Below are 14580 nucleotides of genomic sequence, written 5' to 3' on the forward strand. Positions count from 1 at the left end.
GTCACAACCTCGCTCTGTCACGCAGGGCGGTCAGCAGCAGCAGGGTCGAGGTGGCCCCCGCATCCTGATGGCCGATGCTGCGCTCACCAAGATAGCTGGCGCGCCCCTTGCGGGCCTGCATCTGGATGGTGGCCTCGGTGCCGGCTGCTGCGGCAGCCACCGCCTTGTCCAGCGCCTCGGGCAGCGGCAGGCCCTGTTGTTCAGCCTGCTGCAGGGCGGCCAAAGCGGGCCACCAGGCATCGCACATGGTCTTGTCACCCGGCTCGGCACGGCCACGGGAGACGATCCCCTCCACCCCCTCGCTCAGCATCTTGCCGAGCTGGCCGAGGGTCAGGCTCTGGCAGGCATCGCTGCTGGCCGCGGCCCGGATGAAGAAGGTGCCGTAGAGGGGTCCGCTGGCGCCGCCGACCGAGGAGAGCAACGTCATGCCGGTGGTTTTGAGCACCTGGCCGATGTCCTTGTCCGCCACCGCGGGCAGCTTCTCCGCCACCTTGGCGAAGCCACGCTGCATGTTGAGGCCGTGATCGCCGTCGCCGATGTCGGTATCCAGCGCCGTGAGGTAGTCACGCTGCTCGGTGAAGATGTGTTCGCAGTCGAGCAGCCAGTTGACGATGTGGTGTTTGCTTAGCATGGCTATCGGCACTCCTTAGCAGCCGCGACGCAGGGCGGGGGTGTGAACGGGGGCATCCCACAGGGTCATCAGCTCATCATCCACCTTGAGCAGGGTGATGGAGATGCCGGTCATGTCGAGAGAGGTGCAGTAGGGGCCGATGAGGTTGCGCACCAGATGGATGCCCGCCTCTTCGCACAGGGTAGCGAGGCGACCATAGACGCCATAGAGCTCGGAGATGGGGGTGCCACCGAGGCTGTTGACCAGGACGATGACCCGGTCACCCCCATTGAGCGACTCGATAAAGGTGTGCTCCTCCTGCCAGCTGCCGGTGGCTCTGTCCCAGTGGCGCAGGGTGCGGCCATAGGGGCTGTTGTCGGTCAGCTCCTTGAACATGTCGTCCACCAGGGCGTTGAGGTTGGTGAAGGGACGGCGCTCGATGCCCGGCTCGCCGTGGATGCCAACGCCGAACTCCACCTCGTTGTCCGCCAGGGTGAAGGAGGGCTTGCCGGCAGCAGGGACGGTGCAGGCATGCATGGCCACGCCTATGGTGCGGCTCTGGTTGTTGATGCGACGGGCCAGCGCCTCACAACGCGCCAGATCGTAGCCCGCCTCGGCGGCGGCACCGACCAGCTTCTCGCACAGCACTGTCGTGGCAACCCCACGGCGGCCAGCGGTGTAGAGGCTGTCCTTCACCGCCACGTCGTCATCAATGAGGGCGAAGCCCACCTTGACCCCGTCACCGTGCAGCAGCTCGACCGCGGTCTCGAAGTTGAGCACGTCGCCGGTGTAGTTCTTCACCAGAAACAGCACGCCCGCGCCGCCGTCGACGGCCTGACCGCACTCGTACATCTGATCCGGGGTCGGGGACGTGAAGATCTCGCCGGGGCAGGCACCATCCAGCATTCCTTTGCCCACCAGGCCACCGTGCATGGGCTCGTGGCCGCTGCCGCCGCCGGAGACCAGCGCCACCTTGCCCGCCACGGGGGCGTCGGCGCGGGTGATGTAGTGGGGTTCGATTCGCACCTTGAGCTCGGGGTGGGCGGCGGCCATCCCCATCAGTTGTTCACGGACCACGGCATCGACAGCGTTGATCAGCTTCTTCATGGCTCACTCCTTGGCTTGCCACCACACGGGTGGACAGATGGTTGATGCAGCCAGTCTAGCGAGCCACAGGGGGATAAAAATGACAGGGGTTTCGGTTCGGATCTGAAACAGCAAACAAAGCCTGACGTTTCAATCTGAAACGAGCGGATGGGGAAGATCCGGGAAAGTGTTAGCCGCCTCACAGCGATAAAAAATGTCCGCAGTCAAGCGATTGTTGAAATCAGCCTGATGGCCGGAAGTCTATATGGGGTGCGGGTTTGGCTCTACTTCGGGCCGCCTTGCGGGGCTGTGGCGTTGTGGGCTGGGAGCCACATAGGAGCTTCGCGGTAGAAAGCCCGAGCGTGCTGCATCGGGGGCGGTTGCCTGCAGGCGGTAGCCGCGTTTGGTCTTCATAGCCCAATCGGTCGCCGTCCTCCAGAATGAAGAACGCGCAGCCTTGGGCTGCGCGTTTGAGGGATGGCCGCCAGCGGAAACCGGCATCATCAGCTTGGCTTCGGCGGCGCGGCCTTGCCCGCGCCTCCCTTCCTGAATCCCCGATCTCCGACCATGAAGGCTTCTAGCATGTGCGGAATTAGCACCGTGGCATCGACCGCCTCGCCGTAGGTCTGCGCGTGCAGCGTAGCGTAGCGGTCGAGGTCGGCTTTCAGGCTGGCCGGGCAAGCAAAAGTCAGCTTCGTGGATTCCGTTTTCGGCAGCGGCCCGAGCCGTAGCTTGCGCGTCGTCATCGCGAAGTCCCCCTGTTGAAGAAAAGTGGCTGGTACGGCCGCAGCACCAGATCGCGGTTGACGATGATGCGAACCGGCAAGCCGGGGCGCTCCGTCAAGGTGGGCTGGATGTTGAGGTTGCGCCGGGTCATCTCCTGACCGACCTGATTGATGCTGTCCTGGGCGCTATCGCGGCCGGCGATGATGACGCGATCACCGTCCTGCCGGTTCTCCGGCGCAGCCAGTTCGGCACCGATGCCCAGTAGCGTCGTCAGTGCCGCACCGGCAAAGACGCGATCCCAATGCCAATCCACATCATCTTCCAAGCCGGCGTAGCCGGCCGGATCGGTGCCGGCCAAGTTGTCGAGCTTGAGCGAAGACGTGTCGGGCAGGATGATCCGGTTCCACACCACTTGCACGCGGCTCTGCCCGTAGCTGACCTGGCTGTTGTATTTGCCCAGGATGCGTGACCCCTGCGGGATCAGCAGGAACTTGCCGGTAGCCGTGTCATAGACCGGCTCCGTCACTGTGGCGATCACATCGCCCGGCAAGTCCGACTTGATGCCCGTCACCAGCGCCCCGGCGACCACCGTTCCGGCCATGACCTGATACGGCGACGCCGGCAGCGTCAGGTTGCCGGAATCACGGGCTTCCGTGGTTCCGGCTTTCTGGAATGCCTCTTTCTGGTCTTGCCGGTTCTGCACGGCGGTCGGGTCGGCGGGCTGGGCCGCCGTCGACGCAGGCCCGGCCGCCAGCGGGTCGAAGGCCGCATTGGCGGTGAAGCCCGGCGCAGCGGCTACCTGTGTCTGCGCCACCGGCGCGGCCTTCTGCGAACCAGAGCGGAAGAACACCGCCGATGCCGCTGCTGCTTCGGCTTCCTTGCGCAACGCGTCGTTGGGGTCGTTGCCGGGGGCCGCGTAGGCGGCCGTCACCGGCTGCTGCGACTTCACAATGGCCGGGCCAAGATCGCCTGGCAGCGGCGGCCCCAACTCCGGCACGGATGCCGCCAAGGGGGGCGGCAGCTTCGAGTAGTCCGCCGGCAGCGCGTCCAACCCTTCGGACTTCGAGACGCGATCGACGTTGTAAAGCTCGGTCTGCTCGCCTGCACCGCGCCGCTGCGGTTGCAGCGACCACATCAGCGCGCCGAGCACAGCGACCGAGAGACCGCCGACGAGGATGGCCAGCGTGCGCCGGTTCAGGCGCGTGACCGGGCGCGGTTGGGCGCGCAGCGCAACTGCCTCGGGTGCCACCTTGCCCGCATGCGGCGTGGCGAGGTCGGGAGTGTCGTCCTGGCTCATGGTCAGTTCCTCCGCGCCAAGCCATCCGTGCGTTCGATACGCACCACGTCACCCTTGTCGCCGCCCAGGCGCAGTTCGGCCGCGCCGAACAGCCGATCCACGATGTAGTAAGGCGAGCGAAAACGGTAATTCACCAGTTGTCCGTCGCCCTGCGCGCCGATGACGAACAGCGGTGGCAGCTCGCCTTGGGCGATTCCCGGCGGGAACTGGATATAGACCTTCTCGCCATCGTCGAAGGCGCGCAGCGGCTTCCACGGCGGATTGCTGCCTGAGACGGAATATCGGAAGCGGATCTTCTCCAGCGACAGTCCGGTATCGACCGGTGCGGCGGCGCTAGCCGCCTGCGACTGGCGCTGCAAGGCCAACATCCGGTCTTTTGGGTAGTCCCAGGACACCGACGCCATCCATGCCTTTTCCGTCGAGGTCAGTTCCAGCAGGTATGTTCTGCGACTGGTGGTGATGACCAAATTCGTCTTGAGGCCTGAGCGGATGGGCTTGACCAGCACATTGATGCGCATCGCGTCGCCGCTGCCGCTGGACGTGTCACCGACGATCCAGCGCACGGTATCGCCGGCTGCGACCGTCACTAGTTCCTCGCCCGGCTGCAAGGAAACCACGGTCACGCGTCCCGGCGCGGCATAGACTTGGTAGAGCGCACCATCGGTGAAGGGCCACACCTGAATCGCATTGACGTAGCCCTCGCGCGTGGGCGCGATGCGCGCCTCGGCATTGGCACGGGAAACGCGCACCTTCTCATCGGCCGGCTCCGGCTTAGCCGGGGCCGCGTCCAACTCGTGCAGCGGCTTCAACTGCGCTGGCAGCGCCAGCGGCTCGGGCATGGCGACGACTTCCACTGGAGCAGGCGGCTCCGGCAGCGGCTGTGCCTGCACCGGCTCATCGAGCGAAATGGACGGAGGCGGCTTGCCCTGCGAAGCGCAGCCCGACAGGGCCACCACGGTCAGCGCGAAAGCGTATAAGCGGAAAGACAGGTTCATGGCTTGGCTCCTTCAGAAGAATCCAGTTCGCGGCTCCACGACAGGCCGTTGACGTAGATACCCAGCGGGTTCTTGCGCAGGCGCTGTTCGGTGCGCGGGGTTTGCAGGACGGTGGAAAGCACCGCGTTCCATCGCTCGGTCCCGGCGGGGGCACCGTTGATGAACCGTTGCTCCGTCCAACGGACGTTGAACGAGGCATCGCTGGCGCGTACCACGCTGGTGATCTGCACCGTCACCGACTCGCGGCCAACACGGGCGAAAGGATCGTTCTTGCTGGCGTAGTCGTTGAGCACCGCCGCGCCTTTGTCGGTGGTGTAGTCGTAGGCGTCCAGCCAGTTTTGCCGCACCACGATGGGATCGATAGACAGCGAGCGCACCAGCGTCACGAAGCGCGCCAGGTGGTGCGCGATCTGCGCATCGGCGGGCCGGTACGGCGTGGCGGCTTCGCCGACGGCGCGCACCTGCCCCGACTGATCGACCTCGATGACGTAAGGGGTGACGATGGACTGCGCCGAGCGCCACACCAGGCCACCGGCCATCAGCAGCGCAAGCGTGAGGCAGCCGAAGGCCATAAAACGCCAGTTCTTGGCCTGGACGCGGGCCGAGCCGATGCGCTCGTCCCACACCTGCGCGGCGGATTGGTACGGGGTGGCAGGCTGCGGCGTGTCGGCATAGCGCACCTGCGGGCGTTTGAATCGCATAGGGTTCTCCTTGGTGGTCAGGTATCGGGTCACGCATCGGGGCGCAGGCTTGGGCCTTGCCCTGAGCCGCCGCCGTCGCCACTGCGCAGCGTGTGGGCTGCGGTGGTTGCGGCATGGGTGATCTGCTGGCGGCGGTGCATCCGCTTTGCCCAGGCGGGTTGCTCTTGCTTCGGCGCGCTGGCTGCGCCTTCGCCTGCGGCGGCCTGGCCGGAACCGGCAGCGCCGACATCCGCACCGTTCCATCCTGCCCGGAAGGAGTCGGCCACCTTCTGACCGGCAGCGGAAGCGCCCGATGCAGCTCGGCGGCCTGCCGCTTGCGCGCCGGTCTTGGCGACATTGCCGAGGCCCGCAGCCGCGCCTTTAGCCCCGCCGCCCGCAGCGGCGGAACCGGCCTGGAATGCGGACTTGGCGCTGCTGGCCGCCGACGTGGCGGCGCGTGCGCCGCTCCCGGCCAGCTTTGCGGCGGCCGGGGCCATGCGTGCGCCCGCCATGACGGCACCGCCCACGCCGGTCGCGGCGGCACCGATGGCAACACCCGTGCCTACCGCGCCGACGGCAGCGCCCGCCATCGCACCCGCGCCGAGCTGCGGCGCACCGGACACAAGGCCCGTGGCGATGCCGGGGCCGAAGATGCCCAGCGCCAGCAAGGCAAGCGAAGCCAGCATCACGACAAGCGCATGGTCGATGGAAGGCTCGTCGGGATGAACCTGGAACTCCGCGAACAGGCCCGAGCCGATGCCGACGATTACCGCCAGCACCAAGACCTTGATGCCTGACGAAACCACATTGCCGAGCACCTTTTCCGCGAGGAACGAGGTTTTGTTCCAGAGCGCAAACGGGATCAAGACGAAGCCGGCAAGCGTGGTCAGCTTGAACTCGATCAACGTGATGAAAAGCTGAACCGCGAGCACGAAGAAACAGAGGATCACCACCAGCCAAGCGATGAACAGCACCACGATGGGGTCGAGGTTCACGAACACTTCGGGGAAGCCGGCCATGTCACCGATCTGGTCGAGGATCGGCGCAGCGGCGTCGATGCCGGTCTTGGCAAGCCGACCCGGCTGCAAGAAGTTCTCCATCGTTATGGCCGAGCCAGTGGCGGTGATGCCTAGCCCGGCGAACGAGCGGAACACGATGCTCGACAGCCAATTGAAGTTACCGATGATGTAGGCGAAGGCACCGACGTAAAGCACCTTGCGCAGCAGCTTGGCGATCACGTCCTCGCCCTGGCCGGTCGCATGGCTCATGGCCCAATACAGACCGGCAATGGTCATGTCGATGACAATGAGAGTGGCCGTCAGGAACGCGACTTCGCCTTGCAGCAGACCGAAACCGGAGTCGATGTAGCGCGAGAAGGTATCGAGGAATCTGTCGATGATCGTTACGTCGTTCATGGCGTGTCCTCCGCAGCGGCGAGCGACGCATCACCTTCCGGCGCGTCGTCGGTTGGCGTGTCGAAACTCGCCGGAATCGGCGGCAGTTCTGCCAGCGTCCGGTATTCGTCCGGCCCAGTCTGGCCGGTGAAGAAGCGCCGCCGGAAGGCTTCGGCAGCGGCGCGACAGGTGTCTTCGCCTGCGGTTTGCCGGTCGGCTGCGCATTGGGCGCGCAGCGCCTTGAGCCGCACGGGATCGGCGGCCAAGGTGGCGGTCAGGTCTTCAGCCGGCTGCTGGCCGCATGCGGTCAGCAGCACGGCCAGCAGGACAGGAACGCATCGCATGGCCGCCTCCCGTCAGTTGTTGTAGAAGTTGACGGACTGCGGTGTGTACGGCGTGCCGGTGCCCAGGAAGCGCCGCCGCACTTCGCGGGCGCGCTCGGTGGCCGCTGCCTGCCGCGCCAGCTCCAGCGAGGCCGCCCTGTCTTGTGTGATCTGGAGCTGCTGGGCCTGGATGGACTGCTTGGCCTGCAAGGCGAGAAGCTGGTTCGTTGCCTGCATCGCTTGCAGCGCACCCGTGGCCGATTGGCTTTGGCTCACGAGGTCGGCCAGCGCGCTTTCGTCTTGCGTCAGGTTCTGCGACACCTGCGCCTGCATCCGCATCGCGGTGTGCAGGCCGTCGAGCGTGTTCTTCCAGCGTTCGCGTGCGTCCTGTGCCATGCGGTCGCCGCTGATGGTGGCGGCGTACTGCTCCGGGTACAGGCGCGAGAACGTGGCATCCATGCTCTGCACGTCGTAGGCCAGCCCTTGCGCCTCGGCAATCAGGCGTTCAGTCGTGGCGAGCGTCGAGCGCAGCCGGTTGACGATGTTGAAGTCGAGATTCGCCAGGTTGCGCGCCTGGTTCATCAACATCTGCGCTTCGTTCTGGAGCTGGTTGATCTGGTTGTTGATCTGCTCCAGCGTGCGGATGGCAGTCAGCGTGTTCTGCACCAAGTTGACGGGATCAACGAAAGTGAGCGCCGCCGCTGGCTGAGCGAGCATCAGCGAGCCGGCCAGCGCGGCGGCGAGCGAAACGGAAAGTACACGGGTCTTCATGGCGAAATCTCCAGGGGTTGAGTAGCGAGGAAAGAAGCCGCCGACGGCGAGGACGGCAGCAGGTCGGCGGCCCAATCGAGGCCGCGATGGCGTAGCCACGCACCGGCGAAGCCGGGAGCGCCGGCCTGCGTCAGCACTCGGTCAATGTCGCGTTGGTCTTGCGGTGTGGATGCGCCCGAGAAGGCGAGCGCGGCTGGCCCCAGGTCGAGGTCGAACAGACGATTGCCCAGGCGCGATTGGTAGTAGTAGTCGCGCTTGGGCTGCGCGGTGGCGACGATTTCGATTTGCCGACTGTTGAGGCCAAAGCCCTCGTAGACCGTGCGAATCTGCGGCTCGGTCGCCTGCGGGTTGGGCAAGAAAATCCGGCTCGCGCAGCTTTCGATGATCGCGGGCGCGATGGTCGAATCCTTGATGTCGGCAAGCGACTGCGTGGCGAAGATCACCGACACGTTTTTCTTGCGCAGAGTTTTCAACCATTGCCGGATGCGTGCCGCGAAGGACGGTTCATCAAGGAATAGCCAGGCTTCATCGAGAATCAGCAGCGTGGGAGCACCGTCGAAACGTGCATCGAAGCGGGCGAACAAGTAGCGCAGCACCGCTTGCACGGCGGCGGGGCTGTGCATTAGCTCTTCCATCTCAAAGCCCTGCACGTCGCCGCTGCCGAGCCGGTCGCGGTCGGCATCCAGTAGCTTGCCGTGCGCGCCGCCCAGCACATACGGCGACAATGCCTGCCGCAGCGCGTTCGATTGCAGCAGCACCGAAAGCCCGGTCATCGTGCGCTGCTCCACCGGCGCACCAGCGAGGCTGCCGAGCGCCGACCAAATGGCGGCTTTCTCGTCGGGGCCGACGGTCACGCCTTCATGCAGCAGGCGGCCTTCGATCCACTCGGCGGCCCAGGTGCGATAGCCTTCGCTGTCGATACGGGCCAAGGGCTGAAAGGCAATGGCGCCGTCCGCGCCGAGGTCGTAGTGTTCGCCGCCCAGGCCCAGCACCGTCGCCCGCATGGATCGCCCCATGTCGAAGGCGAAGATGCGCGAGCCGCCATAGCGGCGGAACTGCAAGGCGAGCATCGCCAGCAGGACAGATTTTCCCATGCCCGTCGGCCCCGCGACCAGCGTATGCCCCACGTCGCCGATGTGCGTCACCAGCCGGAACGGCGTCGCGCCATCCGTGCGCGTGACGATCAGCGGCGGGCCGTCGAGATGGGCGTTTTTCTCCGGCCCAGCCCACACGGCGGACACCGGCATCATGTGCGCCAGATTCAGCGTCGAGACGATGGGCTGGCGCACGTTGGCATAGGCATTGCCTGGTATGGACGACAGCCACGCATCGACTGCATTTAAGGTTTCGGGGATGGTGACGAAGCCACGTCCTTGGATGACACGTTCCACCATGCGCAGCTTTTCGTCGGCTACGGCAGGGTCGTCATCGAACACCGTCACCGTGGCGGTGAGGTAGCCGAAGGCGACTTGATCGCTGCCAAGCTCTTGCAAGGCGGCATCCGCGTCGGCCGCCTTGTTGCTGGCATCCGTGTCCACCAGCGGCGATTCCTGCTGGAAGATGGTTTCGCGCAGTAGCGCAATGACATTCTTCCGTTTCGCAAACCACTGGCGACGCAGGCGGCCCAGCTCCTTTTCCGCCTCGGCTTTATCGAGGCAGAGAAACCGGGTACTCCAGCGATAGGCAAAGCCCAGGCGATTGAGGTCGTCCAGCAGGCCCGGCCAGGTCGAGGTCGGAAAGCCCCGCACCGACACCACGCGCAGATGCTGGTCACCCAGCATGGGCGCAAGGCCGCCGACTAGGGCGGAATCGGCCAGCAGTGCGTCGAGGTGGAAAGGCACCTCGGGCACGGCCAGCCGGTAGCGCCGCGTGGACACCGTGGCGTGAAGATAAGTCAGCGTCGCGGCATCGTCCAACCAGACGATTTCTGGCATCACGCCATCGAGCAGGTCGAAAACCCGATCCGTTTCTGCCAGGAAGGCGTCAAGCCGACCGCGCCAGTCCACACCATCGCCCGGCGCGTGCTCGTAGAGCAGCTTGGCTGCACGAGCGCGGGATTCCTCCGGCGGCAGATAGGCTAGCGTCAGGTGATAGCTGCTTTCGTAGTGGTTCCCCGATTCCTCAAAGGCAGCGCGGCGTTCTTCGTCCACCAGCCAGGACAGCGGTTCGGGAAAGTCGGAATGCGGATAGTCCGCGGCCGACTGGCGCTCGGCTTCCACGAACAGCGCCCAGCCCGAACCCAGCCGGCGCAACGCGTTGTTTAGCCGTGCCGTCGTGGCGATCAATTCGCCCTGCGTGGCGCTGTCCAGATCAGGCCCGCGAAAGCGCGCCGTGCGCTGAAACGAGCCATCCTTGTTCAGCACCACGCCCGGCGCGATCAGCCCAGCCCAGGGAAGCCAGTCGGCCAGCAAGGCGGGCCGCTGGCGGTATTCGGCAAGGTTAAGCATGGCGGCGTCTCCTACACGTCCAGCAGCGGCTTGTGCTTGATGTGCCGGGCGAAGACCTGCATGAACTGCGGATCGACCCTCGCGCCCCACACGGCCAGCGAGTGACCGACGATCCAGAGCACTACGCCAGGAATCCAGAGTTGCAGGCCCAGCCCGACGGCAGCGGCTAGCGTGCCGTTGGCAATCGCCACCGTGCGCGGTGCGCCGCCCATCAAGAGCGGCTCGGTCAGCGAGCGATGTAGCGGCACCTCGAAGCCGGCCGCGAAGCTATCCGGGCCACTCATACGACAGCCCCGCCGGAGAAGCTGAAGAACGACAGGAAGAACGAGGACGCGGCGAACGCGATGCTCAAACCGAACACGATCTGGATCAGCTTGCGAAAGCCGCCCGACGTGTCGCCGAAGGCGAGCGCGAGGCCCGTGGCGATGATGATGATGACCGCGACGATGCGTGCCACCGGCCCCTGAATCGACTCCAGAATGGATTGCAGCGGGCCTTCCCACGGCATCGAGGAGCCGGATGCCTTCGCCGTGCCCGCCGTCATCAGCATGACTGCGGCCAGCAGCAGGCCGTGGTGCGCGGGGCCGGCCAGCCGCCGCAGGCGTGCGATGGTTGAAACCGGATTTACGGAATTACGGAAAGCGTGAACGTGCATCTGCGTCATGGCAGTTCTCCAGGTAGGTCAAGGGACGAGGAAGGCGCAGCGGCATCGGCTGCGAGAGGAACCGGCATCAGCTCGGGAAACGGTGTTTCCAGCGCGTCCGCCAGGCGATAGCCGGTGCCGTCGAAACCGACGACACGGGCGATGCTTTCGACGCGGCGCTTGCGGCCACGCCCGGCGATGTGGATCACGACGTTGACCGCCTCGGCGATCAGCGCACGCGGTGGGTTCACCGCCACTTCAAGAATCAACTGTTCGAGGCGCAGCAGCGCGCCCAGCGCGGAACCGGCGTGGATGGTGGCGATGCCGCCGGGGTGGCCGGTGCCCCACACCTTAACCAAGTCCAGGGCTTCGCCGCCGCGTACCTCGCCGACGATCACGCGGTCGGGGCGCAGGCGCATCGTGGCCCGCACCAGCTCGGTCATAGACACGACGCCAGCGCGGGTGCGCAGCGGCACATGGTCGCGGGCTGCGCATTGCAGCTCGATGGTGTCTTCGAGCACAAGCACGCGGTCGCCCGTGGCGGCGATCTCCGCAAGCAAGGCATTGGCGAGTGTGGTTTTGCCGCTGCTCGTCGCCCCGGCGATCAGGATGTTCTGGCGCTCACGCACGGCGCGGCGCAGGAACTCGGCCTGGCCTGTGGTCAAGATGCCGTCGGCCACATAGCGATCCAGCCCGATGATGCTCACGGCGCGCTTGCGCAGCGCGAAGGCTGGGCCGGGCGCTGCGGGCGGCAAGATGCCCTCGAACCGCTCGCCGGTTTCGGGCAGCTCGGCGGTCAGCAGCGGCCGCCCGCGATGCACCTCTGCGCCGACGTGCGCAGCCACCAGCCGGATGATGCGTTCGCCATCGTCTTGGGACAGCTCCACGCCCAGCGGCATGCGGCCCGATGACAACCGATCCACCCATAGGGTGCGGTCGGGGTTGAGCATGATTTCCACCACGTCGGGGTCGGCCAGCGCAGCGGCGATGACTGGCCCCATTGCCGTGCGCAGCATCTGGATACGGCGATCCAGAGAGGTTGCGGCGGATGAGAGTTCGGGCGGGGTTTGCGGAATGGCGCTCATGAGGCACGCTCCTGCGCTTCAGCCAGTGCCTCCGCGTCATCCATTCGCGCCGGGTCTGGGTGCAGTTCTTCCACAACGTCGCGCACCAGGCTGCGGCCACGCAGCAGGTGGCGGCCGAGCCGCTCCACGAATTGCTCGAAACGCGCTTTGCCTTGGGCGCGAGCTGCGTCCTGATGGGCTTCGGGAATCGGGGTGCTGACGGTCAGGAAGTAGCGGATGAACAGCGCCAGTGTTTCGATCTGGATGTTCTGGTCGCGCTCCATGCGCTCGGCCTGCCGCGACAGGCGATCGAGCCGCTTGGCGATGGCCGCCTCGCGCTGGTCGCCAGCATCGGGCGATAGCCACGACGCGAGCGCCGCCGCGACAATGGACGACTTGGACACGCCTTTCTTGGCGGCCAGTTCTTCGAGACGCTTGGCGTGCTCGGGCTGAATGAACAGATTGAGGCGGTATTGGCTCATAAGTCGATTCCGTCGTTGGGGTCGAGGGAAGCCAGCCGGGCCGTGCGCTGCATGGCCGGGTCGAGCTGGCCGGGAAGCGGCAGCGGCAGGTCGTCGTCGTCATCGAGCAGAGTCAGGTCATGGCCGGCGAGCAGCGGTTCGGGGCTGTATTCGCTGACTTCGGATAGCTCCGGCTGTCGGCGTGGGCCGCCGTCATCGGCGGTGCCTGTGCCATCGCCGGACAGGCCCGCAGCCCGGACCGTTGACACGGCTGGGATCGATAGGCCGCTCCAGTCGTCGGGCCGGGCCGGTGGCGCGTCCGCGTATTGCCCGGCCGCGAGCACAGGCGGCGGTAAAACGCGGTTCTTGAAATTCGCGTCGGCGTAGTAGCGCAGCTTCTTGGCCTTGATCGGTGCCACGCTGGACACCATCACCACAGCTTCCTCAGTCGGAAGCTGCATCACTTCACCGGGCGTCAGTAGCGGGCGGGCCGTCTCCTGCCGCGACACCATGAGGTGCCCCAGCCACGGTGCCAATCTGTGCCCGGCATAGTTGCGCTGCGCGCGCAGTTCGGTAGCGGTGCCAAGCGTTTCGGAGATCCGTTTCGCAGTGCGTTCATCGTTGGTGGCGAACGTCACGCGGACATGGCAGTTATCCAGAATCGAATGGTTCTGGCCGTAGGCTTTGTCGATCTGGTTGAGCGATTGGGCGATAAGAAAACTGCGGATTCCGTAGCCCGCCATGAAGGCAAGCGCCGTCTCGAAGAAGTCCAGGCGGCCCAGCGCCGGGAACTCATCGAGCATCAGCAGCAGCTTGTGGCGGCGTTCGATGCCGTCGCTGCCGTCGAGCGATTCGGTGAGCCGTCGGCCGATCTGGTTGAGGATCAGGCGAATGAGCGGTTTCGTCCGCGAAATATCCGAAGGTGGCACTACCAGATAAAGCGACACCGGATGCTCGGACGCGATCAGGTCGGCGATACGCCAGTCGCAGCGCGAGGTGACTTCGGCCACCGTGGGGTCGCGGTAGAGGCCCAGGAACGACATGGCGGTGCTCAACACGCCGGAACGCTCGTTGTCCGACTTGTTGAGCACTTCGCGCGCCGCCGAAGCGACGACTGGATGCGGGCCACCACCTTCCACGTTCACGAGGTGCTGTGTGGTCATCATCCGGTGCAAGGTCAGCTCGAAGGGGCTGGCCGGATCGGAGAGGAAATTGGCGACGCCGCGCAGCGTCTTGTCCTCGCCCGCGTAGAGCACATGCAGGATGGCCCCGACCAGCAGCGCGTGCGAAGTCTTCTCCCAATGGTTGCGCTTCTCAAGCGCGCCTTCTGGATCGACCAGAATGTCGGCTATGTTCTGTACGTCACGCACTTCATGTGCGCCGCGCCGAACTTCTAGCAGCGGGTTGTAGGCCGCCGACTTCGCATCGGTCGGATTGAACAGCAGGCAGTGTGAGTAGCGTGAGCGCCAACCTGCGGTGATCTGCCAATTCTCGCCCTTGATGTCGTGGACTACGGCGGATGCAGGCCAAGAAAGCAGCGTCGGCACCACAAGGCCGACGCCTTTGCCTGAGCGCGTGGGCGCGAAAGTGAGGATGTGTTCCGGGCCTTCATGCCGAAGGTACTTGCCATCGTGCTGACCGAGGAACACGCCGATCGGCTGCGTAAGGCCGGCTTTGCGAATGTCCTCCGTACTTGCCCAGCGTGCCGAGCCATAGGTCGTGACTAGGCGTGATTGACGAGAGCGCCAGATCGACATGCAGACTGCGACCACCACCGCCAGCAAGCCACTGCCACCCGCTATGGCACCGCCCGTGTCGAAAACGCGTGGCGCGTAGGCATCGAAGAAGAACCACCACTCAAACAGCTTCCACGGGAGGTAGATCGGTGTGCCGAGGAAATCAAACCAGGGGGAGCCAAGGCGTACCTGATAGCCAAGGGCTGCTGCCGTCCATTGTGTGGCGCCCCACACACCCGCGATCACGATGCCGAATACCACGGCTATCTGACCGAACAGCACATTCGTACCTTGCATAGCCCCGCCTCCAATCTCTCCTACGCTGATTCCCTTGGGAAACGCGGCTT

15 protein-coding genes are annotated in these 14580 nt (G+C 65.4%); all 15 read right to left on the reverse strand.

The window, feature by feature from the left end; genetic code table 11:
- Position 1: 1 nt before the first annotated feature.
- Positions 2-631 carry a dihydroxyacetone kinase subunit DhaL gene (dhaL, locus tag C2U30_RS12320; protein ID WP_103243850.1) on the reverse strand — a complete coding sequence of 210 codons (630 nt, stop codon included), beginning with the start codon at positions 629-631 and terminating at the stop codon, positions 2-4.
- Between the two features lie 15 nt (positions 632-646).
- On the reverse strand, positions 647-1717 hold the full coding sequence (dhaK, locus tag C2U30_RS12325; protein WP_103243851.1) for a dihydroxyacetone kinase subunit DhaK: 1071 nt from the start codon (positions 1715-1717) through the stop codon (positions 647-649).
- Positions 1718-2199: 482 nt separating this feature from the next.
- Positions 2200-2442, reverse strand: a complete 243-nt coding sequence (locus C2U30_RS12330) for a DUF2274 domain-containing protein (protein ID WP_004883121.1) — start codon at positions 2440-2442, stop codon at positions 2200-2202.
- Positions 2439-3719, reverse strand: a complete 1281-nt coding sequence (locus C2U30_RS12335) for a TrbI/VirB10 family protein (protein WP_004883119.1) — start codon at positions 3717-3719, stop codon at positions 2439-2441. Before C2U30_RS12335 ends, C2U30_RS12330 begins: the two co-directional genes overlap by 4 nt.
- Positions 3720-3721: 2 nt before the next feature.
- Positions 3722-4714 carry a P-type conjugative transfer protein TrbG gene (gene trbG, locus C2U30_RS12340; RefSeq protein WP_004883112.1) on the reverse strand — a complete coding sequence of 331 codons (993 nt, stop codon included), beginning with the start codon at positions 4712-4714 and terminating at the stop codon, positions 3722-3724.
- Complete coding sequence (gene trbF / locus C2U30_RS12345) at positions 4711-5415, reverse strand: conjugal transfer protein TrbF (RefSeq protein ID WP_004883108.1); 705 nt, start codon at positions 5413-5415, stop codon at positions 4711-4713. Before trbF ends, trbG begins: the two co-directional genes overlap by 4 nt.
- Before the next feature lie 29 nt (positions 5416-5444).
- Positions 5445-6809: a P-type conjugative transfer protein TrbL gene (trbL, locus tag C2U30_RS12350; protein ID WP_004883106.1), complete on the reverse strand. Its 1365-nt coding sequence runs from the start codon at positions 6807-6809 to the stop codon at positions 5445-5447.
- Positions 6806-7132 (reverse strand): hypothetical protein, encoded by a 327-nt coding sequence (locus tag C2U30_RS12355; protein WP_004883103.1) that lies wholly within the window; start codon positions 7130-7132, stop codon positions 6806-6808. Before C2U30_RS12355 ends, trbL begins: the two co-directional genes overlap by 4 nt.
- Positions 7133-7144: 12 nt before the next feature.
- Positions 7145-7882: a P-type conjugative transfer protein TrbJ gene (gene trbJ / locus C2U30_RS12360; protein ID WP_004883101.1), complete on the reverse strand. Its 738-nt coding sequence runs from the start codon at positions 7880-7882 to the stop codon at positions 7145-7147.
- Positions 7879-10329: a conjugal transfer protein TrbE gene (gene trbE / locus C2U30_RS12365; RefSeq protein ID WP_004883099.1), complete on the reverse strand. Its 2451-nt coding sequence runs from the start codon at positions 10327-10329 to the stop codon at positions 7879-7881. Before trbE ends, trbJ begins: the two co-directional genes overlap by 4 nt.
- Positions 10330-10340: 11 nt before the next feature.
- Positions 10341-10613, reverse strand: a complete 273-nt coding sequence (locus tag C2U30_RS12370; RefSeq protein ID WP_004883097.1) for a VirB3 family type IV secretion system protein — start codon at positions 10611-10613, stop codon at positions 10341-10343.
- Positions 10610-10993 (reverse strand): TrbC/VirB2 family protein, encoded by a 384-nt coding sequence (locus C2U30_RS12375; protein WP_004883090.1) that lies wholly within the window; start codon positions 10991-10993, stop codon positions 10610-10612. The genes C2U30_RS12370 and C2U30_RS12375 overlap by 4 nt, the downstream gene beginning before the upstream one ends.
- Complete coding sequence (gene trbB / locus C2U30_RS12380) at positions 10990-12057, reverse strand: P-type conjugative transfer ATPase TrbB (protein WP_004883088.1); 1068 nt, start codon at positions 12055-12057, stop codon at positions 10990-10992. The genes C2U30_RS12375 and trbB overlap by 4 nt, the downstream gene beginning before the upstream one ends.
- Entirely contained in the window at positions 12054-12518 is a 465-nt protein-coding gene (locus C2U30_RS12385) for a ribbon-helix-helix protein, CopG family (protein WP_004883086.1), read from the reverse strand. Before C2U30_RS12385 ends, trbB begins: the two co-directional genes overlap by 4 nt.
- Entirely contained in the window at positions 12515-14530 is a 2016-nt protein-coding gene (locus C2U30_RS12390; RefSeq protein WP_004883083.1) for a conjugal transfer protein TraG, read from the reverse strand. Before C2U30_RS12390 ends, C2U30_RS12385 begins: the two co-directional genes overlap by 4 nt.
- Between the last annotated feature and the right edge of the window lie 50 nt (positions 14531-14580).

Origin of the sequence: Aeromonas sp. ASNIH5 (assembly GCF_002902865.1) — a bacterium.
GTDB classification, from domain to species: domain Bacteria; phylum Pseudomonadota; class Gammaproteobacteria; order Enterobacterales; family Aeromonadaceae; genus Aeromonas; species Aeromonas caviae.